This is a genomic window from Streptomyces sp. NPDC029122 (assembly GCF_055569445.1).
Genome location: NZ_JBVHWK010000038.1, coordinates 43204 through 69360 on the forward strand (window position 1 = coordinate 43204; position 26157 = coordinate 69360).

Annotated in this window: 25 protein-coding genes, 1 pseudogene and 1 riboswitch; of the genes and pseudogenes, 8 read left to right on the forward strand and 18 right to left on the reverse strand. The window is 73.5% G+C overall.

The window, feature by feature from the left end; all coding sequences use genetic code 11:
* Positions 1-3: 3 nt before the first annotated feature.
* Positions 4-738 carry a TetR/AcrR family transcriptional regulator gene (locus ACZ4WZ_RS31140; RefSeq protein ID WP_467895996.1) on the forward strand — a complete coding sequence of 245 codons (735 nt, stop codon included), beginning with the start codon at positions 4-6 and terminating at the stop codon, positions 736-738.
* A gap of 51 nt (positions 739-789) precedes the next feature.
* On the opposite strand, the gene ACZ4WZ_RS31145 is transcribed toward ACZ4WZ_RS31140, so the two are convergent.
* Together ACZ4WZ_RS31145 and ACZ4WZ_RS31150 are read right to left on the reverse strand one after the other, a co-directional pair.
* Positions 790-2106: a metallophosphoesterase gene (locus tag ACZ4WZ_RS31145; protein WP_467895999.1), complete on the reverse strand. Its 1317-nt coding sequence runs from the start codon at positions 2104-2106 to the stop codon at positions 790-792.
* Positions 2103-2345, reverse strand: a complete 243-nt coding sequence (locus tag ACZ4WZ_RS31150; RefSeq protein ID WP_467896002.1) for an SCO4848 family membrane protein — start codon at positions 2343-2345, stop codon at positions 2103-2105. The genes ACZ4WZ_RS31145 and ACZ4WZ_RS31150 overlap by 4 nt, the downstream gene beginning before the upstream one ends.
* A gap of 121 nt (positions 2346-2466) precedes the next feature.
* On the opposite strand from ACZ4WZ_RS31150, the gene ACZ4WZ_RS31155 reads away from it, so the two are divergent.
* Entirely contained in the window at positions 2467-3744 is a 1278-nt protein-coding gene (locus tag ACZ4WZ_RS31155; RefSeq protein ID WP_467896005.1) for a D-alanyl-D-alanine carboxypeptidase family protein, read from the forward strand.
* 11 nt (positions 3745-3755) lie between these two features.
* On the opposite strand, the pseudogene ACZ4WZ_RS31160 reads toward ACZ4WZ_RS31155, so the two are convergent.
* From ACZ4WZ_RS31160 to ACZ4WZ_RS31175, 4 genes and pseudogenes are all read right to left on the reverse strand, one after another.
* Positions 3756-4655: pseudogene (locus tag ACZ4WZ_RS31160) on the reverse strand (YhjD/YihY/BrkB family envelope integrity protein); the annotation flags it as partial.
* A 169-nt stretch (positions 4656-4824) separates the two neighbouring features.
* On the reverse strand, positions 4825-5409 hold the full coding sequence (locus tag ACZ4WZ_RS31165; RefSeq protein WP_467896007.1) for a 2'-5' RNA ligase family protein: 585 nt from the start codon (positions 5407-5409) through the stop codon (positions 4825-4827).
* 82 nt (positions 5410-5491) lie between these two features.
* A complete protein-coding gene (gene trpS, locus ACZ4WZ_RS31170) occupies positions 5492-6505 on the reverse strand; it encodes a tryptophan--tRNA ligase (protein ID WP_467896010.1) in 1014 nt (337 codons plus the stop codon).
* A 206-nt stretch (positions 6506-6711) separates the two neighbouring features.
* Positions 6712-7980, reverse strand: coding sequence for a serine hydroxymethyltransferase (locus ACZ4WZ_RS31175; RefSeq protein ID WP_467896013.1), 1269 nt, complete (start codon positions 7978-7980; stop codon positions 6712-6714).
* Positions 7981-8013: 33 nt separating this feature from the next.
* Positions 8014-8104: riboswitch (ZMP/ZTP riboswitch) on the reverse strand.
* Between the two features lie 117 nt (positions 8105-8221).
* Between ACZ4WZ_RS31175 and rocD the strand changes: the two genes are divergently transcribed.
* Positions 8222-9427 (forward strand): ornithine--oxo-acid transaminase, encoded by a 1206-nt coding sequence (rocD, locus tag ACZ4WZ_RS31180; protein WP_467896016.1) that lies wholly within the window; start codon positions 8222-8224, stop codon positions 9425-9427.
* Between the two features lie 177 nt (positions 9428-9604).
* Positions 9605-10147 (forward strand): hypothetical protein, encoded by a 543-nt coding sequence (locus ACZ4WZ_RS31185; RefSeq protein ID WP_467896019.1) that lies wholly within the window; start codon positions 9605-9607, stop codon positions 10145-10147.
* A 5-nt stretch (positions 10148-10152) separates the two neighbouring features.
* On the opposite strand, the gene ACZ4WZ_RS31190 is transcribed toward ACZ4WZ_RS31185, so the two are convergent.
* The 3 genes from ACZ4WZ_RS31190 to pdxR form a co-directional block, all read right to left on the reverse strand.
* Positions 10153-11349 carry a glutathionylspermidine synthase family protein gene (locus tag ACZ4WZ_RS31190; protein ID WP_467896022.1) on the reverse strand — a complete coding sequence of 399 codons (1197 nt, stop codon included), beginning with the start codon at positions 11347-11349 and terminating at the stop codon, positions 10153-10155.
* A 6-nt stretch (positions 11350-11355) separates the two neighbouring features.
* Complete coding sequence (locus ACZ4WZ_RS31195) at positions 11356-11658, reverse strand: hypothetical protein (RefSeq protein ID WP_467896025.1); 303 nt, start codon at positions 11656-11658, stop codon at positions 11356-11358.
* A gap of 211 nt (positions 11659-11869) precedes the next feature.
* The gene (gene pdxR, locus ACZ4WZ_RS31200) at positions 11870-13291 is read right to left on the reverse strand and encodes a MocR-like pyridoxine biosynthesis transcription factor PdxR (protein WP_467896028.1); all 1422 of its coding nucleotides are present in this window, start codon (positions 13289-13291) and stop codon (positions 11870-11872) included.
* A gap of 46 nt (positions 13292-13337) precedes the next feature.
* Between pdxR and ACZ4WZ_RS31205 the strand changes: the two genes are divergently transcribed.
* The gene (locus ACZ4WZ_RS31205) at positions 13338-13853 is read left to right on the forward strand and encodes a carboxymuconolactone decarboxylase family protein (protein ID WP_467896031.1); all 516 of its coding nucleotides are present in this window, start codon (positions 13338-13340) and stop codon (positions 13851-13853) included.
* A 26-nt stretch (positions 13854-13879) separates the two neighbouring features.
* On the opposite strand, the gene ACZ4WZ_RS31210 is transcribed toward ACZ4WZ_RS31205, so the two are convergent.
* From ACZ4WZ_RS31210 to ACZ4WZ_RS31235, 6 genes are all read right to left on the reverse strand, one after another.
* Positions 13880-14533 (reverse strand): hypothetical protein, encoded by a 654-nt coding sequence (locus ACZ4WZ_RS31210; RefSeq protein WP_467896034.1) that lies wholly within the window; start codon positions 14531-14533, stop codon positions 13880-13882.
* A 300-nt stretch (positions 14534-14833) separates the two neighbouring features.
* On the reverse strand, positions 14834-15208 hold the full coding sequence (locus ACZ4WZ_RS31215; RefSeq protein WP_467896037.1) for a hypothetical protein: 375 nt from the start codon (positions 15206-15208) through the stop codon (positions 14834-14836).
* Positions 15198-16943, reverse strand: a complete 1746-nt coding sequence (locus ACZ4WZ_RS31220) for a hypothetical protein (RefSeq protein ID WP_467896040.1) — start codon at positions 16941-16943, stop codon at positions 15198-15200. The genes ACZ4WZ_RS31215 and ACZ4WZ_RS31220 overlap by 11 nt, the downstream gene beginning before the upstream one ends.
* A 141-nt stretch (positions 16944-17084) precedes the next feature.
* On the reverse strand, positions 17085-18074 hold the full coding sequence (locus ACZ4WZ_RS31225; RefSeq protein ID WP_467896043.1) for a malate dehydrogenase: 990 nt from the start codon (positions 18072-18074) through the stop codon (positions 17085-17087).
* A gap of 281 nt (positions 18075-18355) precedes the next feature.
* Positions 18356-18889: a DUF3017 domain-containing protein gene (locus tag ACZ4WZ_RS31230; RefSeq protein ID WP_467896045.1), complete on the reverse strand. Its 534-nt coding sequence runs from the start codon at positions 18887-18889 to the stop codon at positions 18356-18358.
* The gene (locus ACZ4WZ_RS31235; RefSeq protein ID WP_467896049.1) at positions 18879-19739 is read right to left on the reverse strand and encodes a bifunctional methylenetetrahydrofolate dehydrogenase/methenyltetrahydrofolate cyclohydrolase; all 861 of its coding nucleotides are present in this window, start codon (positions 19737-19739) and stop codon (positions 18879-18881) included. Before ACZ4WZ_RS31235 ends, ACZ4WZ_RS31230 begins: the two co-directional genes overlap by 11 nt.
* 254 nt (positions 19740-19993) lie before the next feature.
* On the opposite strand from ACZ4WZ_RS31235, the gene ACZ4WZ_RS31240 reads away from it, so the two are divergent.
* Entirely contained in the window at positions 19994-20728 is a 735-nt protein-coding gene (locus tag ACZ4WZ_RS31240; RefSeq protein WP_467896052.1) for an RDD family protein, read from the forward strand.
* A gap of 90 nt (positions 20729-20818) precedes the next feature.
* Here the strand turns inward: ACZ4WZ_RS31240 and purH are convergent, their stop codons facing one another.
* Complete coding sequence (gene purH / locus ACZ4WZ_RS31245) at positions 20819-22396, reverse strand: bifunctional phosphoribosylaminoimidazolecarboxamide formyltransferase/IMP cyclohydrolase (protein WP_467896055.1); 1578 nt, start codon at positions 22394-22396, stop codon at positions 20819-20821.
* Positions 22393-23016 (reverse strand): phosphoribosylglycinamide formyltransferase, encoded by a 624-nt coding sequence (gene purN / locus ACZ4WZ_RS31250; RefSeq protein WP_467896057.1) that lies wholly within the window; start codon positions 23014-23016, stop codon positions 22393-22395. Before purN ends, purH begins: the two co-directional genes overlap by 4 nt.
* Positions 23017-23267: 251 nt before the next feature.
* Between purN and ACZ4WZ_RS31255 the strand changes: the two genes are divergently transcribed.
* Positions 23268-23846, forward strand: coding sequence for a hypothetical protein (locus ACZ4WZ_RS31255; protein ID WP_467896061.1), 579 nt, complete (start codon positions 23268-23270; stop codon positions 23844-23846).
* A gap of 344 nt (positions 23847-24190) precedes the next feature.
* Here the strand turns inward: ACZ4WZ_RS31255 and ACZ4WZ_RS31260 are convergent, their stop codons facing one another.
* Positions 24191-25690: a cell division protein PerM gene (locus tag ACZ4WZ_RS31260; RefSeq protein ID WP_467896064.1), complete on the reverse strand. Its 1500-nt coding sequence runs from the start codon at positions 25688-25690 to the stop codon at positions 24191-24193.
* A 119-nt stretch (positions 25691-25809) separates the two neighbouring features.
* Between ACZ4WZ_RS31260 and ACZ4WZ_RS31265 the strand changes: the two genes are divergently transcribed.
* On the forward strand, positions 25810-26157 hold a 348-nt coding region (locus tag ACZ4WZ_RS31265), incomplete at its 3' end, for a helix-turn-helix domain-containing protein (protein ID WP_467896068.1).

The following is a 26157-nucleotide window of genomic DNA, read 5'->3' on the forward strand; positions in this document are numbered from 1 at the left end:
ACCGTGACAGATCAGAAGGCTCCCAAAAGCGAGCAGACCCGCACGCTCATTCTCGAAACCGCGCTCCGGCTCTTCCAGGAGCGCGGTTTCGACAAGACGACCATGCGGGGCATCGCCAAGGAGGCGGGGGTCTCGGTCGGCAACGCGTACTACTACTTCGAGTCGAAGGAACACCTCGTCCAGGGCTTCTACGACCGGATCGGCGCGGCCCACCAGGCGGCGGTCCGGCCCGTCCTGGACCAGGAGACCGATCTCCAGAAGCGGCTCGCCGGCGTACTGACGAGCTGGCTCGAAATCGCGGAGCCCTACCACGAGTTCGCCTCGCAGTTCTTCAAGAACGCGGCGGACCCCGAGAGTCCGCTCAGCCCGTTCTCCGCGGAATCGGAACCGGCGCGCAAGGCGGCCATCGACATCCACCGCGAGGTGCTGGCCGGCGCGAAGACCAAGGTGCCCGCCGAACTGGCCGACGCCCTGCCGGAACTGATGTGGCTCTCCCAGATGGGCCTGGTCCTGTACTGGGTCTTCGACCGCTCGCCCGGCAGCGAGAAGACCCGCCGGCTCGCCGAGCGCGGGGCGCAGCTGACCACGCGCGGCATCGTGCTGGCCCGGTTCCGGGTGCTGCGGCCGCTGGTGCGCGAGGTGCACGAGCTCTTCGCGGACTTCCTGCCGGGCATGGCGCAGACGGCGGCCTCGCGCGCCGGGACGCGGGCCTCGGACCCCCGCTCCGGGGAGGAGTGAGGGTCCCGGGTCACCGGAGCCGGGGAGTCCGGCGCGGGCTCAGGCGCGGGCTCAGGCCTGGTACGAGGCCAGTTCGACGACGGTGATGTCGGACGGCGCGCCGACCCGGACCGGCGGCCCCCAGGCACCCGCGCCCCGCGACACGTACAGCTGGGTGTCGCCGTAGCGTTCCAGGCCCGCGACGGTCGGGTTCGCCAGCTCGGCCAGGTACTTGCCGGGCCACAGCTGGCCGCCGTGGGTGTGCCCGGAGAGCTGGAGGTCCACGCCGTGGCGCACGGCCTCGTCGATCACGATCGGCTGGTGGGCGAGGAGTACGGAGGCACGCGCGCGGTCGCGGTCCCCGAGGGCCGCGCGGAAGTCGGGGCCCTTGCCCTCCTTCTCGCCCTGGACGTCGTTGACCCCGGCGAGGTCGAAGTGGGGGAGCTCGCGGCGGGCGTTCTCCAGGGGGACGAGGCCGAGTTCGCGGACGTGGTCGATCCACTGCTGGGCGCCGGAGAAGTACTCGTGGTTGCCCGTGACGAAGTAGCTCCCGAGACGGGCGCTCAGCTCGCGCAGCGGCTCGGCGGCGGGGCCGAGGTCCCGGACGTCGCCGTCCACGAGGTCGCCGACGATGGCGATGAGGTCGGGCTGGGTGCGGTTGACGGTGTCGACGATGCGGCGGGTGTGGGCGCGGCCGAGGACCGGGCCGAGGTGGACGTCGCTGACGACGGCGATCCGGAACCCGTGCGCGGCGCGGGGCAGCCGGGCCAGCGGCACCTGCACCCGCTTCACGCGGGGCCCGCGCAGCACGCCGTGGGTGCCGTTCCCGACGGTCACCCCGGCCGCGGCGACGGCGGCCCCGCCGAGCACCCGCGCGACGAACACCCGCCGGCCGACCACGCCGGGGCCCGGGCCGGGGGCGGCGCCGGGAGCCGGGTCGGGGGCAGTGCCGGGAGCCGGGTCGGGGGCAGTGCCAGGAGCCGGCGGGGCCGTTCCCCCGGCCGCCCCGGCCGGTCCGCCCGCGGCGGAGGCCAGTTCGAGCCCCTCCGGCGCCCGGGGGGCCGGGGGTGCGGGAATCCGGCGGAGCCACAGGCTGCGGACCGGTTCCGCCACCGCCATCGCCATCGTCAGGTACAGCAGCACCGCCAGCCACATGTACCCCGGCCACGCCACCAGCCGCTCGAGCCAGAACGGCGCACCCGCCCGCCCGGCGGTCAGCGCCGCCAGTGCCAGCAGCGGCAGCGCGAAGGCCAGGACGGTGCCCGCCTTCCGTGCCGGGCCGCCCGCGCGGGTCGTGTCGCGGACCAGCCGGACCCACAGCCAGCGGTGGACCGACGCGAGCACCGCCAGTACCGCGACCACCGCCACGATCGCCACGACCGCGGTCATCGTGATTCCCGTCGCAGGGCCAGGATGCCGCGCAGCCCGATCACACCAACGGCCGTCCCCAGCAGAAAGGACGTGACCGCCAGGAGAAGGTGGACCCAGAAGTAGGCAGTGGGCCTTCCGTCGTCGAAAGCCAGACCGCTGGCGTCGTGGAAGAGGTTCTTGACGAACGTGGACCAGATCACCCAGGACCAGGCTCCGAACGCTGCGAGGAACCAGGACGCGGTACGGCTGAGTTTCATGTCCCCAGTATCGGTTTCGTCCCCAGGACGGACGCGCCGGGGTGGGCCGTACCGGGTGTGGTTGAGCCCGGTTGGCCGGTCCCGGACGCCTGGCAGTCCATCGGGATGTACGTTCACCTGCGTGTCTGTAAAGAAGACCGCGCTGACGGTCCTTTCCGCCGCACTGCTGCTGCCAGCGGTCCTCGTGGCACCCGCGAGCGCGCCCGCGCTCGCCGCGCCGGCGCCGCCCCCGTCGGCCGACGGGAAGGGCCGGCCCCGGAAGGCACCGCACGCCCCGGCGCCGCCCCCGGCGATGTCCACCGTCGGCGGCGCCCGCCTCGGGCTGCCCGGGACCCAGGTCAACCCGCTGCCCGGGGCGCCCTCCCTGCCGGCCAACCTCAGCGGCCGGTCCTGGATCGTGGCGGACGCCGAGACCGGCGAGGTCCTCGCGGCGCACAACGCCCACTGGCGGCTGCCACCGGCCTCCACCCTGAAGATGCTCTTCGCCGACACGGTGCTGCCCGGCCTCCCCAAGGACCGGGTGCACAGGGTCACCGACGAGGACATGGACGGGGTCGGCCCCGGCAGCAGCCTGGTGGGGGTCAAGGAGGACCACGAGTACACCGTCCACGACCTGTGGCTCGGCGTGTTCCTGCGCTCCGGGAACGACGCGGTGCACGTCCTCTCGGCCATGAACGGCGGCGTCGAGAAGACCGTCAAGGACATGCAGGCGCACGCCGAGGAGCTCCAGGCCCTGGACACCCACGTGGTGTCCCCCGACGGCTACGACGCCCCCGAGCAGGTGTCGAGCGCGTACGACCTCACCCTCATCGCCCGCTCCGGGCTCCAGAAGCAGGACTTCCGGGAGTACTGCGGCACGGTCGAGGCGAAGTTCCCCGGCAGGCAGGAGGAGGGCAGGCCGCGCGAGTACTTCGAGATCCAGAACACCAACCGGCTGATGACCGGGGCGGGCGGCATCAGCCCGTACAAGGGCATCGCCGGGGTGAAGAACGGCACCACCACCATGGCCGGCTCGACCTTCACCGGCGCCGCCCAGCGCGGGAACAAGAAGCTGCTGGTGACGGTGATGAACCCGGACAACGGCGGGCTGAACGGGGTGTACGAGGAGACCGCCCAGCTCTTCGACTGGGGCTTCGAGGCCGCCGGGAAGGTCAAGCCGGTGGGCGAGCTGGTGCCGCCGAAGAGCGCGGACACCTCCCCGCACGGCTCTCCCGCCCAGTCCCACGAGAAGCGCGGGACGTCGGCGGGCGGCGACGCCTCCGGCAGCAGCGGCCTCGGCACGGCGCTCGGCATCACGGGCGGGGCGCTGGCCGCCCTGGTGGGCGGGGCCTTCGCGGTCAACCGCCGCTGGCCGCGCGGCCGCCGCGGCCCCGGGGGCGGCGCGGGCAGCGGCGGCTAGTCCGCGGCCGTCTCCGCGGCGGCGTCGGCTTCATCCGCGTCGGCGTCGTCCGGGTCGGCGTCCTCGTCGGGCGTCGCCGTCCAGGCCGCGCAGAAGAGGAGCAGCCGCGCCGTGAAGCTGATCCACAGCAGCAGGGCGATCGGCACGCCGAAGGCCCCGTACATGCTCTTGGCCGCGACCTCCCTCATGTAGCCGCTGAGCAGCAGCTTCAGCAGCTCGAAGCCCGCCGCGCCGATCAGTGCCGCCTGGATCAGCCGGCCGCGCGGCGGCTCCACGCCGGGCAGCAGGGTGAGCAGGTAGAGCAGCAGCAGGAAGGCCGCCAGTACGCCGACGAGGAAGGCCGCGGCGCGCAGCAGCGCCCCGCCGGCGCCCTCGCGCGGGATGCCGAGGAGCTCGGCGGACTTGCCGACCGCGCTGGCTCCGACGATCGACGCGGCCGCCGAGGCCAGGGCCGCGGCGCCGAGGCCGAGGAGCACGAGGGCGTCCTTGCCCTTGCGCAGGAAGGGGTTGCCCTCGTCTTCGTCGTCCTTCTCCCAGACGGCGCGCAGGCAGTCGCGCATGGAGCCGATCCAGCCGATGCCGGTGAAGAGGAGGAGGACGCCGGCGACGAGGCCGACGGTACCGGCGTTGGCGACGAGCCCCTCCAGGTCGAGCTGGTCGGAGATGCCGGGGACCTGTTCGGCGAGGCTGCGCTGGAGCCGGTCCAGCTGCTCCTGGCTGAGCAGCCCGGCGCCGACGGCGGCGGCGACCGTGATCAGGGGGAACAGCGCGAGGAAGCTGATGAAGGTGATCGCGGCGGCGAGCCGTGTCCAGTGCACCCGGTCGAGACGCTCGTACGAACGCCAGGCGTGGGTCCGCATGGCGGCGGACGCCGCCGGGCCGATCACCGGGAGTTTCTTCAGCCAGTCCATGGGGCCACCGTAAATGAGCTGCTGGAAATAGCCGGGATTGCCGCTTTCGGGCACTACGGTCGTCGATTGTGACTTTTCGCCCTACGGATCGTCCCCCGGCCCGCCCGTTCCACACCCTGCTGCTGCGGAGCCTGCGGTTCCGCGCGTACCGGGCCCTGCGCCCCCTGCGTCAGGAGCGCGGCACGGCCGTGTCGCCCACCGGAGCGGGCTGTGCCGGGACGCCCGGGGCGCCCGCGCCGAAGGGGTACTCGCGCAGCTTGCGCCAGACCCCGTCCGAGCCCTGCTCGTAGAGCGCGAAGCCCTCGCACAGCCAGCCGGCGGCGTAGTCGGCCAGCTCGGCGTAGGCCCGGTCCATCGCCTCCTCGGAGATCCCGTGGGCGACCGTGACGTGCGGGTGGTACGGGAAGGCCAGCTCGCGGGCGAGCGGCCCGCGGGGGTCGCGTACCCGTCCCTGGAGGCGGGTGCAGTCCGGGGTGCCCTCGGCGAGCCGGACGAAGACGACCGGCGAGAGGGGGCGGAAGGTTCCCGTCCCCTCCAGGCGCATCGGAAAGGCCCGGAAGGCCCGCGCGACCTCCGTCAGGTGGGCGCGGATCGCGGGCAGCCGGTCCGCCTCCACCTCGGTGGGCGGTACGAGGGTGACGTGCGTGGGGATGCCGTGCGCGGCGGCGTCCCCGAAGCCGGCGCGCAGCTGCTGGAGCTGGCGGCCGTACGGCTCCGGGACCGCGATCGAAACGCCGAGCGTTACGGTCCCCACGTATGTCTCCTTGGTGTGTGTACGAGGTGCTGCCGCTCAGTGTGGCGCCAGCACGCCCTCGGCCGCCAGGGGCGTCGGTCCGTCAGTGCTTGGCGGGCAGGAAACCGAGGCGGTCGTAGGCCTGCGCCAGGGTCTCCGCGGCGACCGCCCGCGCCTTCTCCGCACCCTTGGCCAGCAGGGAGTCCAGGGTCTCCGGGTCGTCCAGGTACTCCTGGGTGCGCTGCTTGAAGGGTGTGACGAAATCGACCATCACACCGGCGAGGTCGGTCTTGAGCGCCCCGTAGCCCTTGCCCTCGTACTGGGCCTCCAGGGCGGCGATCGACTCGCCCGTGAGGGTGGAGTAGATCGTGAGCAGGTTGCTGACGCCCGGCTTGTCCTCGGTGTCGAAGCGGATCTCGGACCCGGTGTCGGTGACCGCGCTCTTGATCTTCTTCTCGGTGACCTTGGGCTCGTCGAGGAGGTTGATCAGGCCCTTGGGGGAGGACGCGGACTTCGACATCTTGATCGCCGGGTCCTGGAGGTCGTAGATCTTCGCGACCTCCTTGACGATGTGCGCGGCGGGGAGGGTGAAGGTCCGGCCGAAGCGCTGGTTGAAGCGCTCCGCCAGGTCGCGGGTCAGCTCGATGTGCTGGCGCTGGTCCTCGCCGACCGGGACGGCGTTCGCCTGGTAGAGGAGGATGTCGGCGACCTGGAGGATCGGGTAGGTGAACAGGCCGACGCTGGCGCTGTTGACCCCGCCCTTGGCGGACTTGTCCTTGAACTGGGTCATCCGGCTGGCCTCGCCGAAGCCGGTGATGCAGTTCATGACCCAGCCCAGCTGCGCGTGCTCCGGGACGTGGCTCTGGATGAAGAGCGTGCACCGTTCGGGGTCCAGGCCGGCGGCGAGGAGCTGCGCGGCGGACAGGCGGGTGTTCGCGCGGAGGTCCTTCGGGTCCTGCGGCATGGTGATCGCGTGCAGGTCGACGACCATGTAGAAGGCGTCGTGCGTCTCCTGGAGGGCGACGTACTGGCGGATCGCTCCGAGGTAGTTCCCGAGGTGGAACGAGCCGGAGGTGGGCTGGATACCGGAGAGCGCGCGGGGACGATCAGAAGCCATGCCCCCATTCTCTCAGGTGCGGGGCCGCTCTCCGGCCGCACACCGGCCGGAACCCACCGGTGCGGTTCGGGCCCGGGGCCGGGGTCGGCGCCGGGCGGCCCGCGCGGACGGGTGCCCGGGTGGCCGGATCCCGCCGCCGGCCGGGCGGCCCGTCAGGCCCGTGGGAAGCGGGGCGGGGGCACCCGGCCCCCCCCCCGCTCTCCCGGTCAGGCGAGCGGCAGGCCTGGGGCCGGGAAGGCGGCCATCAGGTCCGCGACCTCGGAGCGGATCGCGGCCAGGGCCGGCTCGTCGGACTTCGCGGCGGCGTCGACCGCGCGGGAGATCCAGCCCGCCACCAGCGGCATGTGTTCCGCCCCCAGGCCCCGCGACGTCAGCGACGGGGTGCCGATGCGGATGCCCGACGGGTCGAACGGCTTGCGCGGGTCGAACGGCACCGTGTTGTAGTTCACGACGATCCCCGCCCGGTCCAGCGCCTTCGCCGCGACCTTGCCCGGCACGTCCCGCGAGGTCAGGTCCATCAGGATCAGGTGGTTGTCCGTACCGCCCGAGACGAGGTCGAAGCCGCGCTCCAGCAGGGCGGAGGCCAGCGCCTTGGCGTTGGCGACGACCGCGTGCGCGTACGAGACGAAGGACGGCTGCGCGGCCTCGTGCAGGGCCACCGCGATGCCCGCCGTCGTCTGGTTGTGCGGGCCGCCCTGGAGGCCCGGGAAGACCGCCTTGTCGATGGCCTTCGCGTGCTCCTCCCGGCACATCAGCATCGCGCCGCGCGGCCCGCGCAGGGTCTTGTGGGTGGTCGTGGAGATCACGTCCACGTGCCCCGCCGGGGAGGGGTGGGCGCCGCCCGCGATCAGGCCGGCGATGTGGGCCACGTCCGCGACCAGAACCGAGCCCGCCTCCTCGGCGATCGAGGCGAAGGCCGCGAAGTCGATGGTCCGCGGAAGGGCCGTACCACCACAGAAGATGATCTTCGGGCGCTCCGCCAGGGCCAGCTCCCGGACCGCGTCGTAGTCGATGAGCCCGGTGTCGGGCCGCACGCCGTACTGGACGCCGCGGAACCAGGAGCCCGTCGCCGAGACGCCCCAGCCGTGCGTCAGGTGGCCGCCCATCGGCAGGGCCATGCCCATCACCGTGTCGCCGGGCTTCGCGAAGGCCAGGTAGACGGCCAGGTTCGCCGGGGAGCCGGAGTAGGGCTGGACGTTCGCGTGGTCCACCCCGAACAGGCCCTTGGCCCGCTCGACGGCGAGGGCCTCGACCCGGTCGATGTTCTGCTGGCCCTCGTAGTAGCGGCGGCCCGGGTAGCCCTCGCTGTACTTGTTCTGCAGGACGGTGCCGGAGGCCTCCAGCACGGCCGCGGAGACGTAGTTCTCGCTGGGGATCAGCCGCAGGGTCTCCGCCTGGAGCGTCTCCTCGGCGGTGACGAGCGAGGCGAGCTCGGGGTCGGTGGCGTAAAGGGCGGGCTGGCGGTGCGCGGTCATCGCGGCTCCTCCGGGGTCGATGTCGGTTCGTCCCCGCGAGGCCCAGGCGAGCGGCCCTGTGTGCGGTCGTGCGCGCACGACTCCCCCGGAGTTCGTTCCCCGTGCGCCAGTCGCCGTGCGTACCGGACACCTTAGCTGGCGCGGCACGGGGGATGTTTCCGGTCCCACGATCCGAGCGACGATACAAAGGACGTCACCCACGTCACCCGCGCCACCAGCCAGACGGACGATCGGAGACCCCGTGTCGAGAACTGCTGATGCCATCCGCTCCGCCGACGAACACAGCGCGCACAACTACCACCCCCTGCCGATCGTCGTCGCGTCGGCGGAAGGGGCGTGGATGACCGATGTGGAGGGCCGCCGGTACCTCGACATGCTCGCCGGGTACTCGGCGCTCAACTTCGGCCACGGCAACCGCAGGCTGATCGACGCCGCCCGCGCCCAGCTGGAGCGGGTCACCCTCACCTCGCGCGCCTTCCACCACGACCGCTTCGCCGACTTCTGCGCCGAACTGGCCGCGCTCTGCGGCAAGGAGATGGTGCTGCCCATGAACACGGGCGCGGAGGCGGTGGAGACCGCGGTGAAGACGGCCCGCAAGTGGGGGTACGAGGTCAAGGGCGTCCCCGACGGCCAAGCCAAGATCGTCGTCGCCGCGAACAACTTCCACGGCCGTACGACGACCATCGTGTCCTTCTCCACCGACCACGAGGCCCGCGACCACTACGGCCCCTACACGCCCGGCTTCGAGATCGTCCCGTACGGGGACCTGACGGCCCTCGACGCCGCCGTCACCGCCAACACCGTGGCCGTGCTGCTGGAGCCGATCCAGGGCGAGGCGGGGGTCCTCGTCCCGCCCGCCGGATACCTGTCGGGTGTACGGGAACTGACGCGCCGGCGGAACGTCCTGTTCATGGCGGACGAGATCCAGTCGGGCCTGGGCCGCACCGGCCGGACCTTCGCGTGCGAGCACGAGGGCGTCGTGCCCGACGTGTACGTCCTGGGCAAGGCGCTCGGCGGCGGGGTCGTACCCGTGTCCGCCGTGGTCGCCGACCGGGACGTGCTCGGGGTGTTCCGCCCCGGCGAGCACGGGTCCACCTTCGGCGGGAACCCGCTGGCCTGCGCCGTCGCGCTGGAGGTGATCGCGATGCTGCGCACCGGCGAGTACCAGGAGCGCGCCGCCGAACTCGGCGACCACCTGCACCGGGAGCTGAACCTGCTGACCGGCGGCGGCGCGGTGACCGCCGTACGCGGCCGCGGGCTGTGGGCGGGCGTGGACGTCGACCCGTCGCGCGGGACGGGCCGCGAGGTCTCGGAGAAGCTGATGGAGCTCGGGGTCCTGGTGAAGGACACCCACGGGTCCACGATCCGGATCGCGCCGCCGCTGGTGATCACCAAGGAGGACCTGGACTGGGGGCTGGACCGGCTGCGGTCGGTGCTCTCCGCCTGACGGCGCCGCGGCGGCGGGCGCGGCGGGCGCGGCCGGACCCTCCCGGTCCCGGCGGCGCCCGTCGCCGCTCCCGGCCCTGCGGTGGACACCGGGAGCGGTCCGCCGGACGATGGGAGGACCCCGTACGGGTGCGCGCCCAGCCGATCCCGGGCCCGACCCTCCGATGGGAGCATCCCCATGCACCGACGCATCCGACACACCCTGCTCTGCGGCGTCCTGGCGTCCTCGGTCGCCCTCGGCGGCGCCGCCGCCCTCGCCGCACCGGCCGCCGCCGCCCCGGTGGCGGTACCCGCCGCCAGCTGCACGGTCACACCCGACCCGCAAGGGCGTTTCGTCGTCATCACCGGCGAGGGGTTCACTCCCCCGCGCACCCTCAACGACGGCGAGTCCACCGAGCCGCTGAACATCGACGCCGACGGCAACTTCCGGGTCCAGCGGTTCCAGAAGAACGTCGACTACACCGTCCTCGCGGTCAACGAGGACCAGTCCCCCGTCTTCGTGAACTGCGAGGTCGCGGGGTCCACGCCCTCCGCCGGGGACTCGCGGGAGTACCAGAAGGGCTACGCGGACGGGCACACGGCCGGCATGGCGGCGGCGTCCCGGTCGAACTGCGACGTCCCGGCCCAGCCCGACAAGAGCCAGGACCACTCCGAGTCCTACTGGCGCGGCTGGAAGTCGGGGGCCGAAACGTCCTTCGACAGCTACTGCGGCGACAACTGACGGCCCTACAGGATGACGTGGGGCAGGAAGCGGGCGTACTCGTCCGTGACGAGACCCGCCGATTCCCGGATGCCGAGCCCCGCCGCCTCCTCCTCGACGACCCACGCGCCGAGCACGACGCGGTTGCCGTCGAAGTCGGGCAGCGGGGCCAGGGCCTGGAAGACGTACGTCTCCCCCTCGGCCGGGACGAAGGGCTCTCCGCCCCCGCCCGGCTCGTGCAGCGTGACCCCGGCACCCTCGCGTCCCAGCAGCGGCTTGGCCGCGTACCCGCAGGTGGCGGCCAGCTCGCGCGGGCCGTCGAGGTAGGCGGGCAGCAGGTTCGGATGGTCGGGGAAGAGCTCCCAGAGGATCGCCAGCAGCGCCTTGTTGGCGAGCAGCATCTTCCACAGCGGCTCGATCCAGGCGGTGGTGCCGGAGCCTCCGCCGTGGTCGTAGGTGCCCAGCACCTGCGGCCCGAACTCGTCGGTGACCAGCCACTCCCACGGGTAGAGCTTGAAGCAGCTGCGGATGAAGCGGAGCCGCTCGTCCACGAACCGGCCCGAGAGGCTGTCCCAGCCGATGGTCTCCACCGAGAGCGCGTGCGTCTCCAGCCCGGCCTGCTCGGCGGTCTCCTGGAGGTAGGCGACCGTCATCAGGTCCTCGCCGAGCTCGTCGGTCTCGGAGTGCGCGAAGTGCACCGGGCCCGGCGGCAGCAGCTCGGCCTGGTGCCGCCACGCCTCGACGAGGCGCTCGTGGAGGGAGTTCCACTGGTCGGCGCCGGGAAAGCGCTCCTCCATCCAGAACCACTGCGGGCTCGCCGCCTCCACCAGGGAGGTGGGCGTGTCGGCGTTGTACTCCAGCAGCTTGGCGGGCTCGCCGGCGCCGTCGTAGCGCAGGTCGAACCGGCCGTAGAGGGAGGGCTGTTCGGCGCGCCGCCGCCAGGACTCGGTGATCCGTGCGGCCAGTTTCGGATCGGTGATGCCGAGGTCCGCGAAGCGGTCGTGCTCGACGATGTGCGCGGCCGCGGCCAGGCACATGGCGTGCAGCTCCTCGACGACCTCCTCCAGGGCCTCGACCTCCGGGAGTGAGAAGGAGTAGTACGCGCTCTCGTCCCAGTAGGGCCGCAGGGAGTCGTCGGGGTAGCGGGTGAGGGGGTAGATCAGCCCCTGCTCCTCGACGGTCTTCTGCCAGCCGGGGCGCGGTTCGATGGTGTGCCGCTGCATCTGCGCTCAGCCGCCGGAGGAGCCGGAGCTGCTGTGGCCGCCGATGCCGCCGCGGGTGACGGCGGACTTGTCGAAGCTGCCGCCGGTCACCTTGCCGTTGCGGACGGTGCCGCCGTAGTAGTACGAGCCGGTGCCGCCGCTCCTGCACTCCTTCGAGTTCAGGTGGTCCAGCGTCGAGCGGGAGGCGCAGCGCTTGTCGGGCTCGTCGTTGCTCCCGCAGGCCACGAGGGTGGCGGCGAGCAGGCCCATGCCGCCGAGGGCGACCGCGCCGGAGCGCATGCGTCGTCTGGTGGTGTTGCCGGTATCCATGGCCTGCACCCTAGAGCGGTGGCGCGGGGGTATGGAATCCGGCCGCCGTCACACCCTTGTCACGATGGCGACCTAGAGTCGGTTCGTGCTGCTTGGGATGGTTTGCGCACCGGGTGCGGCGGTCGCGGCCCGGCTGCTGCGGGTGCGGCTGTCGCGGCTGGAACGGGGCACGCGGCGGAGTGCGGGGGCCGCGGCGGCCGCCGCCGCGGCCTCAGGCGGGCGGGGGCAGGGCGGCCGACAGGGCCGTCAGGGCGGGGGTCCAGGCGCCGGTGGAGGGGGTGCCGTAGCCGACGATCAGGGCCTCGCGCGGCGGCATCGCCGAGTCCGGGTGGCGGAACCGCGCCAGGCCCTCCAGGGCCAGGTCCTGCCAGGCGGCGGCCTGGACGACGGACCGCTCCGTGCCCGGGGGGAGGTCCAGCACCGCGTGCAGCCCGGCCGCGATGCCCGAGACGGGCACCCTCCCCGCCACCGCGGCCACCAGCTCGTCCCGGCGGCGCCGGTAGCGCAGGCGCATGCCGCGCACGTGGCGGTCGTACGCCCCGGAGGTGAGGAACTCCGCCAGGGTCAGCTGGTCCAGGGCGCTGCACGTCCAGTCGACCGGGCCCTTCGCCGCCAGCACCTCCTCCAGCAGGTCCGGCGGGACCACCATCCACCCCATCCGCAGCGCGGGGGCCAGGGACTTGCTCGCGGTGCCCAGGTACACCACCCGGTCCGGGTCCAAGCCCTGGAGCGCGCCGACGGACTGGCGGTCGTAGCGGAACTCCCCGTCGTAGTCGTCCTCCAGGATCACGCCGCCCGTGGTCCGCGCCCAGTCCACGGCCGCCGCCCGGCGCCCGGGGGTGAGGGCCGCGCCCGTCGGGAACTGGTGCGCCGGGGTCAGCAGCACCGCGCCCGTGCGGGGGCCGAGTCCGGCCAGGTCCGGGGTGCGGGCGCCGGCCTCGTCCACCCACAGCGGCCGGGTCACCAGCCCGGCCCCGGCCAGCAGCTCCCGGTGCACGTCGAGGCTGTATCCCTCCACGGCCACCTCCCGCACCCGACGCCCCCTCAGTACCCGGCCGAGCAGCATCAGGGCGTGCGCGAAGCCGGCGCACAGCACGATCCGGTCCGGGTCGGCGTACACCCCGCGCGCCCGCGCCAGGTACCCGGCGAGCGCCTCCCGCAACTCCACCCGGCCGCGCGCGTCGGAGGCGTACCCGAAGGCGTCGTTCGGGGCGCCGGTCAGGGCCCGCCGGGCCGCCGCCAGCCACGCGGCGCGCGGGAAGCCGCCCAGGTCCGGGGAGCCGGGGACCAGGCTGTACGCGGGCCCCCGCCGCGCGGGGCGGCGTACCCGCGGGGAGCCGGCGGCCCTGCGGACCCTGGCCCGCTCGGCGACGCGGGTGCCCGAGCCCTGGCGGGCGGTCAGCCAGCCCTCGGCGACGAGTTCCCCGTACGCCTCGGCGACGGTGTTGCGGGCGATCCCCAGGTCGGCGGCGAGGGAACGGGACGACGGCAGCCGCGTCCCGGGCGCCAGCCGTCCGCTGCGCGCGGCCTCCCTCAGCGCCTCCGTGAGCGCGGCCCGCAGGCCCCGGCCGCCCGCCGCCGCGGCGAGGTCCAGGTGCAGGTCGGCACCGAAAGTGGCCCATGATTCCGTCATGAACATGGACCATATAGGCGGGCCGCCTCCTCCGTACGGTGGAGCCATGAGCAACCAGGGAAGCAACCACGACCGCAGCTCCGAGCACGCCGCCGAGCACGCCCCCCGCATGCAGTACGCCAAGGCCGCCCCCGAGGTCTACAAGGCCGTCATCGGCCTGGAGATCGCGGCGAAGAAGGGCCTCGACCCGAGCCTCGTCGAACTCGTCAAGATCCGCGCCTCGCAGATCAACCACTGTGCCTTCTGCCTGGACATGCACAGCAAGGACGCTCTCGCCGCCGGCGAGAGCATCGAGCGCGTCCTGCTGCTCGGCGCCTGGGAGGAGTCGCGGCACTTCTACACCGAGAAGGAGCTGGCCGCGATCGAACTGACCGAGGCCGTCACCGTCCTGACGGACGGCTTCGTACCGGACGAGGTGTACGCGCGGGCGGAGAAGCACTTCGAGGAGGCCGAGCTGGCCCAGCTGATCGCCGTCATCGCGACGATCAACGTCTGGAACCGGATCGGCGTCACCACCCGCATGATCCCGGGGCACTACACCCCGGCGGCGAAGAAGGCCTGACCGGCCCTCCCTCCGGGAAGGTCCGGTCAGTCGGTCCGGAACGACTCCAGGGCCGCCGTCAGGTGCGCGCGCGTCGTCGCGCTGTCGGCGGCCGGGCCGGCCGCCAGCAGGGCCCACCGCCGGCCGTCGGGGGCGGTGATGATCCGCTCCACGCCCCGGCGGCGGCCGTTCGACTCCACGCTGTCGTACTCGTAGACCAGTTCGCAGCCGGCCCCGGCCGTCGGTGCGACGGACACCTGCCGGTAGCCGGACGTCGCGTCGCGCAGCTGGTCCGAGGACGTGCGCAGCAGTTCGCAGGAGCCGATGGCACCGCTCTCCGTGACCCGGAAGATCTGGAGCAGGGCGCTGCGGTCGCCGGGCCGGCGGTAGAAGGACCCGCTGCCCGTCTCGTCCGTGCTGGGCTCCCAGCCGGTGGGGACGGCCACCGAGAAGCCGTTCTCGTCGCGCACCACGGTGTAGCCGGCGCTGCCGCCCGGGGAGGGGCCGGTGGCCGAGGGTCCGCTCGTGGCCGGTGACGGGCTCGCGGGCTCGTCCCCGGCCCCAGAACCGGTGGCCGTCGGCGCCGCGGACAGGGAGGCCGGCGGCCGCGCGGAGGCCTCGGGGCCGTCCTTGTCGCCGAGCGCCATCCACGCCGCCACCGCGGCACCGCCCACGACCGCCGCCGCCAGTCCGACCAGCACCGGGGTACGCCACTGCTGCCCGCCGCCCGGCGGGGGCGGGGGCGGCGGGGGCGCGGCCGGCACCGGGGGCCAGGGCTCGTGGTAACCCGGCGCGGTGGGCGGAGGCGTCGGCGGCAACGGCGGCAACGGGGGCGGCGTGTCCGGCTGTACGGGGCGTGGCGGAGCGGGAGCCGGGCCGGCAGCGGGATCCGGAGCCGGGCCGGAGTCCGGGCCGGAGTCCGGGGCGGGGGCCGGGGCGGGGCCCCACTCCCACCGCTGCGACTGCGGATCCCACCGGGCGCCGTCGGACGAGGACACCGGTCAGCCTCCCAGCGAGGCCAGCAGCCCGCCCAGCGCGGTGGCCGCGCCCAGCGTCTCCACCAGCGGGGCCCACCGCTCCAGCGCCCCGCGCAGCCGCGCGGGCAGTCCGGGCCGGATCTCCTCGGCCTCCTCCAGCTCCCCGGCCGCCTCGTCGAGTTCGGCGTCGAGCTGCGCGCGTTCGGGGCTGCGGGGCAGCCGTACGAGGGCGGCGCGCAGTTCGCGTACGGCCTCCAGCAGCTCCGCGGCGCCGGGCGCGCGGTCCCGCGTACCGCTGTAGTCGTGGACGGTGTTGGTGTTGTTGCTGCCGCCGATGCTGAAGGCGCTGCCGTAGACGTCGCCGATCCGGACCGCGCGCTCCTCGCCGTTACCTGCCACCGCTGCTCCCCTTGCCGCTCGTACCGCTGGTGTTGGTGTTGTGGCTGCCGCCGAAGCTGGCGGCGCTGTTGTTCATCGACTGGATGTAGATGCCGCCCTCGGCGACGTGCACCGCGCGCTGCGCGAACTCCTCGGTGTGCCAGCCCGCTTCGTGCAGGGCGAAGGTGACCCCGCCGACGACGCGGTCCTGAATGGTTTTCAGGTAGCGGGCCAGGTCCATGAGGTGGAAGAGGGAGCCGTCTTCCATGGCGGCGAGTTCCCGTACGGAGACCTCCGGTCCTTCGGGGCGGGCTCCGCCGTGGCCGCCGGTGACGATCCGCCACCAGCTGGCGGCGCCGCGGGCCAGGGTGGTGACGGAGGCGGCGAACGAGCCGGGGGTCGCGGCGAGCGCCCCGACCGCCTTGCCGAACCAGCTGTTGTTCAGCAGGCGCTGGGCGGCCGCGTCGGCGTTCTGGAAACGGGTGCGGACCGGCAGCAGGACGTGCGGGGCCACTTCCAGCATCAGCATGCGGCCCTGGGTGTGGACCCGTACGAAGACGGTGACGACGAGGTTCTCGTCCCAGCCGCCGACCCGGATGCGCAGGAAGTGCCTGCGCCGCTCCCCGCCCTCCTCCATGGCGCCGAGCCGGTGTTCGGCGAACCGCTGCGGGGACAGCGGCGCCGCGTCCCGGTGCGGGAGGCCGACCGCCGGGAGGAAGACGCATTCGTCGACGACCAGCTCGCGCAGCCGGTCCAGTACGGCCGCCTGGGCCTCCCGCGAACCGTGCGGGGAGGGCACGCGCAGGGCGTGCAGCAGCGGGACGATGCGCTCCACGACGTGGGCGTTGGTGACGGGCCGCGGCTTCTGGTCGGGGCCGAGGTCCTCGCGGGGGCGGAGCTCGACGGACAGCTGCCAGGGGTGGAAGGCGTCCCCCGCCCCGGTGAACGGGGCGTTGATGTTGTACATGACCAGCGGGGAGTGCTGTTCGGCCCGGATCCGGTCGCGGATGCGGGCGAAGCGGGAGCTCTCCGTGACGGGATCGGCGGACGGGTCGGCGTAGCGGCGCGGCTCCAGGTCCCGGGCGACGATGCGGGCGCCGTACCCGCGCTGGAGGCCGACCAGGACGACGACGGCCGCGAAGACGAGGGGGGTCAGCCACAGGACGAGGGAGGAGGAGTCGCCGGAGTCGCCGAGGCCGCTCGAACCGCTGTACCCGTCGTAGCCGTCGTAGCCGCTGTCGCCGCCGAAGAAGAACCGGGAGAGGCCCCCGCCCTCCCCCTCGTCGGCCACGGCCGCCCAGTACGCGAAGAGGGCCAGCAGCAGCATCACCCAGCCGTACACCCTGACCAGCACGGACAGGAAGCGCACGAGGCCGTGGCGGCGGGCGCGCAGCCAGTTGGCGAAGCTCAGCAGGAGGAAGGGGACGAGCAGCAGGCTCAGCGCCCCGCCGGTCAGCAGGGAACCCACGAACCAGGCACCGATGACCCCGCCGGCCCAGGCCAGTTCGACGCGGCGGGCGCGGAGCGCGTGGGCGAGTACGCGGGTGGCGTCGAAGCCGTAGGAGGGGGCGGTGATGCGCTCCTCGTGGACGAACAGTTCGTCGATCACCCGGTCCCGGTAGCCGGCGTCGAGGTAGGTCCCCGCGCACAGGAGGCGGCCGGCTCCGCTGAGGGAGGGGTGAACGGGTGGGCGGCCGCCATGGGGCTCCGCCGGGGGGACGCCGCCGGACTGATGGGGAATCAGGTGGTCGGTCACCGGGCGACCTTATTTTCCACCCACATGGATAGACAGGCGCTTTCACGCCAAAGCGCCCCGGCCTGGTTTGGCCGGGGCGCGAGGGCGTTCGCGACGATCACACGATCGGGTGAACCCGAAGGGCGACCGCCGTCAGGTCGATCAGATCAGGCCGAGCTCGCGCACCGCGTCGCGCTCCTCGACGAGCTCCGCCACGGACGCGTCGATGCGCGCACGGGAGAACTCGTTGATGTCCAGACCCTGGACGATCTCGTACTTGCCGTCGGCGCAGGTGACGGGGAAGGAGGAGATGATGCCCTGCGGGACGCCGTAGGAGCCGTCCGACGGGATGCCCATCGAGGTCCAGTCGCCCGCGGCGGTGCCGTTGACCCAGGTGTGGACGTGGTCGATGGCGGCGTTGGCGGCCGAGGCGGCCGAGGAGGCGCCACGGGCCTCGATGATCGCGGCGCCGCGCTTGGCGACGGTCGGGATGAAGGTGTCGGCGAGCCACGCCTCGTCGGCCACGACCTCGGCGGCGTTCTTGCCGGCGATCTCCGCGTGGAAGATGTCCGGGTACTGGGTGGCCGAGTGGTTGCCCCAGATCGTCAGGCGCTTGATGTCGGTGACGTCGGAGCCGGTCTTCTTTGCCAGCTGCGTGATCGCGCGGTTGTGGTCCAGGCGGGTCATCGCGGTGAAGCGCTCGGCCGGTACGTCCGGAGCGGCGGCCTGCGCGATGAGCGCGTTGGTGTTGGCCGGGTTGCCCACGACCAGGACCTTGATGTCGTCCGCGGCGTGCGCGTTGATCGCGGCGCCCTGCGGCTTGAAGATGCCGCCGTTGGCGGCGAGCAGGTCACCGCGCTCCATGCCCTTGGTGCGCGGGCGGGCGCCGACGAGCAGCGCGACGTTTGCGCCGTCGAAGCCCTGGTTCGGGTCGTCGAAGATGTCGATGCCCTTGAGCAGCGGGAAGGCGCAGTCGTCGAGCTCCATGGCGGTGCCCTCGGCGGCCTTCATGCCCTGGGGGATCTCCAGGAGGCGGAGCTTGACCGGCACGTCCGCGCCGAGCAGGTGGCCGGACGCGATGCGGAAGAGCAGCGCGTAGCCGATCTGGCCGGCGGCGCCGGTGACAGTGACATTCACGGGAGTGCGGGTCATGGCCTTCTCCGTTAGACAGCTGGCGGTGGGGCGTCCCCGCCCCATGTGCTGGACCCCCTGTAGGGGGAAGGACGCCGCTTCCCTGTCCTGTGAATCTTGACGTGAAGAGACATCCGCGGTCAGGCTATCCGACCCGCGGGGCCCCCAACCCCCCGGTCCCTGTGGTCCGCGGCACACGGGCGCCGGATCGGGAGGTTTCGAAGGTCCGGACGGGCGTACGCCCTTGCTCCCCGCCGGAGCCGACGGGGTCCGACGGGACGCCCGCCGGACTCCGACAGGGCCTAACGGACCGTGAAGCGGACCGCGCTCTCCAGGAACGGGATCTCCAGCAGGGGTTTCGGCTCCATGACCAGCGCGAGCAGCGTGATGGCCACGCCCAGCACCCCGTACGTGATCATGTCGGTGAACCGGGAGCGCACCGCGAGCATGCCCACCGAGGGCAGGACGCGCCGCATCACCGCCGCGGCGATCAGCGCGACGCCGATCACCAGGCAGCCGATCCGCGGCTGTCCCACCGCCGTGGTCAGCAGCCCCACCGCGGTGGCGGCGAGGACGCTGAGCATCGGCCACTGGCGGGCGGGCGCGGACACCGCTCCGGGGATGGCGCGGCCGCCTCCCTCGGGGCGGGCCGTGTCCTGGGTGACGGTGGGGAAGCGCCGGGACCGCGCGGCGGCCGCCGCGGCCTTCGCCGCGTCCGGCGCCCGTCCGGCCCCGGGGGCGGGACCGGGCTCGGCGCCGCCCTCCGGGCCGTCCTTCGGGCGGGGCTCCCGGTCGGAGGACCCGCCCGTACCGCTCACCTCGTGCTCAGCCCGCACTGGTGGTCCGTTCCGCCGCCTCGACGACGTTCACCAGCAGCTGCGCCCGGGTCATCGGGCCGACACCGCCCGGGTTCGGGGAGAGCCAGCCCGCCACCTCGGCGACGCCCGGGTGGACGTCCCCGACGATCTTCCCGCTCTCGTCGCGGCTCACGCCGACGTCGAGCACGGCCGCGCCCGGCTTCACGTCCTCGGGCTTCACCAGGTGCGGGACGCCCGCCGCCGCGACGATGATGTCGGCCTGGCGCAGCAGCCCCGCGAGGTCGCGCGTACCGGTGTGGCACAGCGTCACGGTGGCGTTCTCGGACTTGCGGGTGAGCAGCAGCCCGATGGAGCGGCCGACGGTGATGCCCCGGCCGAGCACGACGACGTGCGCGCCGTTGATCTCGACGCCGTGGTGGCGCAGCAGCTCGACGATCCCGTACGGAGTACAGGGCAGCGGGCCCCGCACGCCCAGCACCAGCCGGCCCAGCGACGTCGGGTGCAGCCCGTCGGCGTCCTTGGCCGGATCCATCAGCTCCAGGACGCGGTTGGTGTCGATTCCCTTGGGGAGCGGCAGTTGGACGATGTAGCCCGTGCAGGCCGGGTCGGCGTTCAGCTCCCGCACGACCGCCTCGATGTCCTCCTGGGAGGCCGTCGCGGGCAGTTCGCGCTGGATGGAGGCGATGCCGACCTCGGCGCAGTCCTTGTGCTTGCCGTTGACGTACCAGCGGCTGCCCGGGTCGTCTCCGACCAGCAGCGTGCCCAGGCCGGGGGTGACGCCCCGGGCCTTCAGCTGCTCCACGCGGGCCTTCAGTTCGGATTTGATCGCGGCCGCGGTGGCCTTGCCATCGAGAATCTGGGCGGTCATGGGGGCATCCTCCCGGATGGGGCGGCCCGGCTTCCAATCGGGAGGCGGCCGGATCGCGCTCTTGATTGCACTTGCACAACAAGTCTGGCCCGCTCCGGCAACCAACTGGACAAGCCCGGTGCGGGCCCACCACGATGACGGGCAGCAAGACGATCGGAAAGAGTGCCGCGGGCAGTGCCGGGGGGGCGTACCGCAGAAGCAAGTGTCCTCCAGGTGTGCCGTGCGTCCCCGCACTTCACGGAGGAAAGACCCAGATGAGCTTCGGCGACCCGAACAACCCTTACGGGCAGCAGCAGCCGCCGCAGGGCCAGCCCGGCTACGGCTACCCGCAGCAGGCCCCGCAGGGCGTCCCGCAGCAGGGCCAGCCCGGTTACGGCTACCCGCAGCAGGGCCAGCAGCCGTACGGTGTCCCGCCGCAGGCGCCGGGCACCCTCCAGGCCAACAACGGCTACATCAACGTGGCGGGCCTCGGCACCGTCCAGGTCGCGACGATGGGCCGCCGCTTCGGCGCCCGCCTGATCGACGGCCTCGCCATCTCGGTCCTCGTGTGGATCCTCATGGCCATCGGTCTCGCCGGAGCGCTGGGCCTCGCCGAGTCGGTCGAGGACTGCGGTACGGACTACGCGTCGGCCGCGTACCAGCAGTGCGTCAACGACCAGGCGGAGGCGGCCGGCGGCATGATCGCCGCCCTGTTCGGCACCCTCGCCCTCATCGGCATCGCCACCCTGCTCTACGAATGGCTGATGATCTCCTTCGTCGGCGCGACGCTCGGCAAGATGGCCCTGAGCCTGAAGGTCGTCAAGGAGAACACCGGCCAGGCCCCCGGCCTCGGCGGCGGCTTCATCCGCTGGATCATCCCGATGGTCGGCAGCTTCCTCTGCGGCATCGGCCAGGTCCTGGTCTACCTGTCCCCGTTCTTCGACAACTCGGGCAAGCTCCAGGGCTGGCACGACCGCGCGGCCGGCACCATCGTCGTCAAGACGAAGTAACCGCAGGACCGCTGTCACCGCTCACACGGCGAAGGCCGCCACCCGCTGGTGCGGGTGGCGGCCTTCTCCGTGTCCGTGCCTGTCCGTGCCTCAGTGGAAGAAGTGGCGGGTGCCGGTGAAGTACATCGTCACGCCCGCCTTCTCCGCCGCCTCGACGACCTGCTCGTCGCGGACCGAACCGCCCGGCTGGACCACGGCCTTGATGCCGGCCGCGGTCAGGATCTCCAGTCCGTCCGGGAAGGGGAAGAACGCGTCCGAGGCCGCGTACGAACCCCGCGCGCGCTCCGCGCCCGCCCGCTCGACCGCGAGCTTCGCCGAGTCGACGCGGTTGACCTGGCCCATGCCGACGCCGACCGAGGCGCCGTCCTTGGCGAGCAGGATCGCGTTGGACTTGACGGCGCGACAGGCCTTCCACGCGAAGGCGAGCTCGGCCAGCTCGTCCGCGGACAGCGCGTCACCGGTGGCGAGGGTCCAGTTGGCCGGGTCGTCGCCCTCGGCCTGGAAGACGTCCGACTGCTGGAGCAGCGTGCCGCCCGAGATCGGCTTGAGGTCGCCCGGCTGGTGCGGGGTGCCGTCCACCTTCAGGACGCGGATGTTCTTCTTCTTCGCCAGGACCTCCAGCGCGCCGTCCTCGTAGCCGGGGGCGGCGATGACCTCGGTGAAGATCTCCGCGACCTGCTCGGCGAGCTCGACGGTCACCGGGCGGTTGACGGCGATGACACCGCCGAAGGCCGACAGCGGGTCGCAGGCGTGCGCCTTGCGGTGCGCGGCGGCCACGTCCTGGCCCACGGCGATGCCGCACGGGTTGGCGTGCTTGATGATCGCGACGCAGGGCTCTTCGTGGTCGTAGGCGGCCCGGCGGGCGGCCTCGGTGTCCACGTAGTTGTTGAAGGACATCTCCTTGCCGTGCAGCTGCTCGGCGTTGGCGAGCCCGCCCGGCCGGCCGTCCGTGTAGAGCGCGGCGGCCTGGTGCGGGTTCTCGCCGTAGCGCAGGGTCGCCTTGCGCTCCCAGGCGCCGGCCAGGAACTCGGGCAGGTCGCCCTCCCCGCCCTCCGGGGCGTACGCGTTGGTGAACCAGGAGGCGACGGCCACGTCGTAGGCCGCGGTGTGCTGGAAGGCCTCGGCCGCGAGCCGCTTGCGGGCGGTCAGGTCGAAGCCGCCGCCCTGGGCGGCCGCGAGGACGTCGGCGTAGCGGGCGGGGCTGGTGACGACCGCGACCGAGGGGTGGTTCTTGGCGGCGGCGCGGACCATCGAGGGGCCGCCGATGTCGATCTGCTCGACGCACTCGTCGGGGGTGGCGCCGGAGGCGACGGTCTCCCGGAACGGGTACAGGTTGACGATCACCAGGTCGAAGGGCTCCACGCCCAGCTCGGCGAGCTGGTTCCGGTGGTCCTCCAGGCGCAGGTCGGCGAGGATCCCGGCGTGCACGCGGGGGTGGAGGGTCTTGACGCGGCCGTCGAGGCACTCGGGGAAGCCGGTGAGCTCCTCGACCTTGGTGACGGGCACCCCGGCCGCGGCGATCCGCGAGGCGGTGGAGCCCGTGGAGACGAGCGCGACGCCCGCCTCGTGGAGGCCGCGGGCCAGCTCTTCCAGTCCCGTCTTGTCGTAGACACTCACGAGCGCGCGGCGGATCGGCCGCTGAGTCGTCGTCGTTTCGTTGGCGGTCACTGGATTGTTACCTTTCGTCCCTCAATGCGGTAGCCGTGCCGGGCCAGGCGCCCCACGACGTCGACGAGCAGCTGGCGCTCGACTTCCTTGATGCGCTCATGGAGCGCGGCTTCGTCCTCCCCGTCCCGGATCTCGACGACACCCTGGGCGATGATCGGACCGGTGTCCACGCCGCTGTCCACGAAGTGGACCGTGCAGCCGGTGACCTTCGCCCCGTACGCGAGGGCGTCGCGCACCCCGTGCGCGCCGGGGAAGGCCGGGAGGAGGGCGGGGTGGGTGTTGACGAACCGGCCGCCGAAGCGGTCGATGAAGCTCTTCCCGACGATCTTCATGAACCCGGCGGAGACGACGAGGTCCGGCGCGTGGGCGTCGGTCGCCGCGGTGAGGGCGGCGTCCCACTCCTCGCGGCTCCCGTAGGCCTTCACCGGACACACGAAGGTGGGGATCCCCGCCTTCTCCGCCCGTTCGAGGCCCGCGATGTTCTCGCGGTCGGCCCCTACGGCGACGACCTCGGCCCCGAACCCCTCGGCTCCGCCGGGGTGGGCGTCGATGGCGTCGAGCAGGGCCTGGAGGTTGGTGCCGGAGCCGGAAACCAGCACGACCAGGCGGGAGGCGGCCATGGGAGGCCCTTTCTCACAGGATTCGCGTCATTCGTCTTGTGCGGTCATACGAAACTTCGGGGTACCGATATACGGGGAACCATACGAAGCCACCGACCGCCTGCAACGATACCGGCACACCGGACCGCCCCCGAGGGACGGGGGGACGGGCGGGCGGTAGCGTCTGGCGTACACGCCGCGAACGACGCGGTGCGCACCCCACCGCACGCGGGGCGCGCACCGTCCACGACACAGGGGAAGTTACGCACTCGATGCCGGACCGCCGTCAGCCCGACCCCTCGACCGAAGACAACCCCTTCGCGGCGCCCCCGGAGGGCCGGCCCGACCAGCCGTGGCAGCCCCGGCAGCCGCAGCGGCCGCAGGACGGCGGCGGCGGTCCGGGCGGCGGCCCCCATGAGCCCGCCCCCGAGGGCCCGGCCCGGTGGGACCCGACGGACCCGGTCCAGCGGCGCGCGCGGTACGCGCTGCTGTCGGGCATGTGGGGGTTCTTCTTCGGGATCTTCGGGATCCCGTCGGTCGGCCTGCTGCTGGGCGCGCTGGCCATGTACTGGGGCATCAGCGCCCTGCGCGGCCGCCCGGCGACCGAGGCGGACCCCGGCGGCCTGGCCGCACTCGGCCCGGCCGCCCGCCCGCAGCGCGCGGCGGCGGTGAGCGGCCTGGTCACGGCCTCGCTGGCGCTGCTGCTGGCGGCCAGCTCGTACGGGCTGCAGCTGGCGTACAAGGACTTCTACGTCTGCCGCGACGACGCCCTGACCCGCACGGCGGAACTGGAATGCAACACCCTCCTGCCGGACAACGCCATCGGCAAGATCCTCAAAGTCCAACGCTGACCCCCGACGCCGTCACCGCCACGCGAGGCGCCCCAGCCCCGCCGGCGTAGGGGCACCTCCAGCCCCGCCGGCGCTCGGGCACCTTCTGGCCTCGCCGGCGCTCGGGCACCTCAGCCCCGCCGGGCCCCAGCCCCCGGCGCTTGGGCAACTCCAGCCCCGCCGGCGTTTGAGGCGCGGGGGTCCGGGGGCGGAGCCCCTGGCACACGGCCCGCAGCCGAACGCCCCGCCCCGACCCAGCCCCGCCGGCGCTTGAGGCGCGGGGTCCGGGGCAGCGCCCCGGGGGAACGGGCGAAGGGCGGGTAGGGGACCGCTCCGCGCAGCGGCACCCCCGGCCCCGCCCGGGTTCAGCCCCCGGGCCGCCGCCGCGCCAGCACCCGCGCCCCGGCCACCGCCGTCGGCAGCAACGGTTCCGCAGGCGCCGGCACCGGTGCCGCCACCACCGGAGCCACCGGCGCCACCGGCGGAGCCACCGGCGCCACCAACGGCTCCGCCGCCCTCCGCAACGCCTCCCACCGAAGCTCCCGCACCCCCGAGTCGTGCCAGGCGTCCCCCTCCGTCCCCCCACCCCCCGCGGAGCGCACCGGCCGGGTCCGCCACGCCTGCACCCCCACCGCCAACGGCACGGACAGCACCAGCGTCCACCCCGCCGCCGCGCCCCCCGTCGCCCACCACACCGGCCCCACGCCCGCCAGCGCCCGCGACCCCAGCGGCCCCGACGAAGCCGCCGCCAGGCCGGCCGTCGCCAGGCCGCACACCGCCGAGCCCAGTGCCGCCGTCAGCGCGGTCTCCCCGTACGAGACCTCCCGCGCCCGCCGCACCGCGAACCACCCCACCGCCAGCCCCGCCGCCACCGGCACCGCCATCGCCGCCCAGGTGACGGGCGTCCCGGGCCCCGGCGACGGCAGCGCGGCCAGCAGCGGGAACCTCGGCAGCGCCACCGCCCCCTCCAGCCCGAACGGGGTCGCCACCGCCCCCGCGCCGAGCGTGAACCCGGGCCCGAGCCCGTACGCCGCGCCCCACACCATCGCGTTCGGCAGCAGCGCCAGCGCGAGCAGCAGCACCGCGAACCGCCCCGACCACACCCCGGTCAGCGCCAGGAAGGAGTTCCGCACCTCCGCCCCGTGCCACATCAGCGAGGCCCCGACGAGCAGGGCCCCGCCGCCCAGCAGGACGAGCACCCCCGCCCCGCCGGAGCGCAGCGCCAGCGCGTACCGGGGGCGGGCGACGGCCCGGCGTACGCTCCCCGGAACCCACTGCGGCAAGGGCCCCAGCGGTTTGCCCCTGGCCGCCCACACCCCGCCGGCGGCGGCGAGCACGGCCACCAGCGGCACGTGCCAGGCGGCGCTGAGCGGGTCCGCCGGCATCGGCCCGCCGGCCGCGTACACCGTGGCGAGCGCAGCGACGGTCAGGTAGCCGCAGGTGACGGCGGAGAACACGGCGCTGGCCGGCAGCACCTCGTCCCCCTCCGCCCCGGCGGCGTCCCCCGAGGCGCTGCCGAGCCGGGCCGCGCGCCGCATGAGCAGCACGGGCAGCGCCACGAGCAGCAGCGGGACCAGGCCGACGGGCGCCGGGATCCCGGAGAGGGTTTCGTAGCGGACGAGTTCCGTGCCGTGGGCCATCAGCCACAACCCGGCGGCGAGGTGCAGGGCGCCGCCGGGGCCGCTGTCGGGGTAGGGGGAGCTGATCCACAGCACGATCACGAGCACGGCGAGGAAGCCGAGCCCCAGTCCGGCGGCCACGGCACCGCCCAGCACGCAGGCGGCGGCCGCCGGTGAACGGCGCCGCGCGGTGGCGGCCCGCGGGGCCGTCGGCAACGGGGTCCCGCGTTCGGTCACTTGGGTCACCCCGCCATGGTGCCCTCGACACGCGCTATGTCCGGGTAACGACCGATTGACCGTTGTGTCGCTCAATATACGTTTATGTACTTTTTCGCCCAGGGCAGCCGTGTCGCGGGGAGAGTGGCATGACACAAGACGTCGAAACGTCCTCCGGCTCGGAGCTGGGCCTCCCGTCCCCCAAGGAGCGCCGGTGGCTGCGAGAGTCGGGCGGGCTGACGTACGAGGAGGTCGCGGCCGAGGCCGGTGTCACCGCGGCCACCGTCCGCTCCTGGGAGTGCGGCCGCACCGAGCCTCGCGGGCGCACGCGCGAGGCGTACGCGGCGCTCCTGGACCGGCTCGCCGCCGCCGGGGCCGCCCCGGTGCGGCCGGTGGCGGCGGGGGCGCCCCCCCCGCGGCACCCCAACACCGCGGAACACACCACACAACCACTGCACCAACCGCCCCCCCAAGACCAAGCGGGTCCCACGACACGG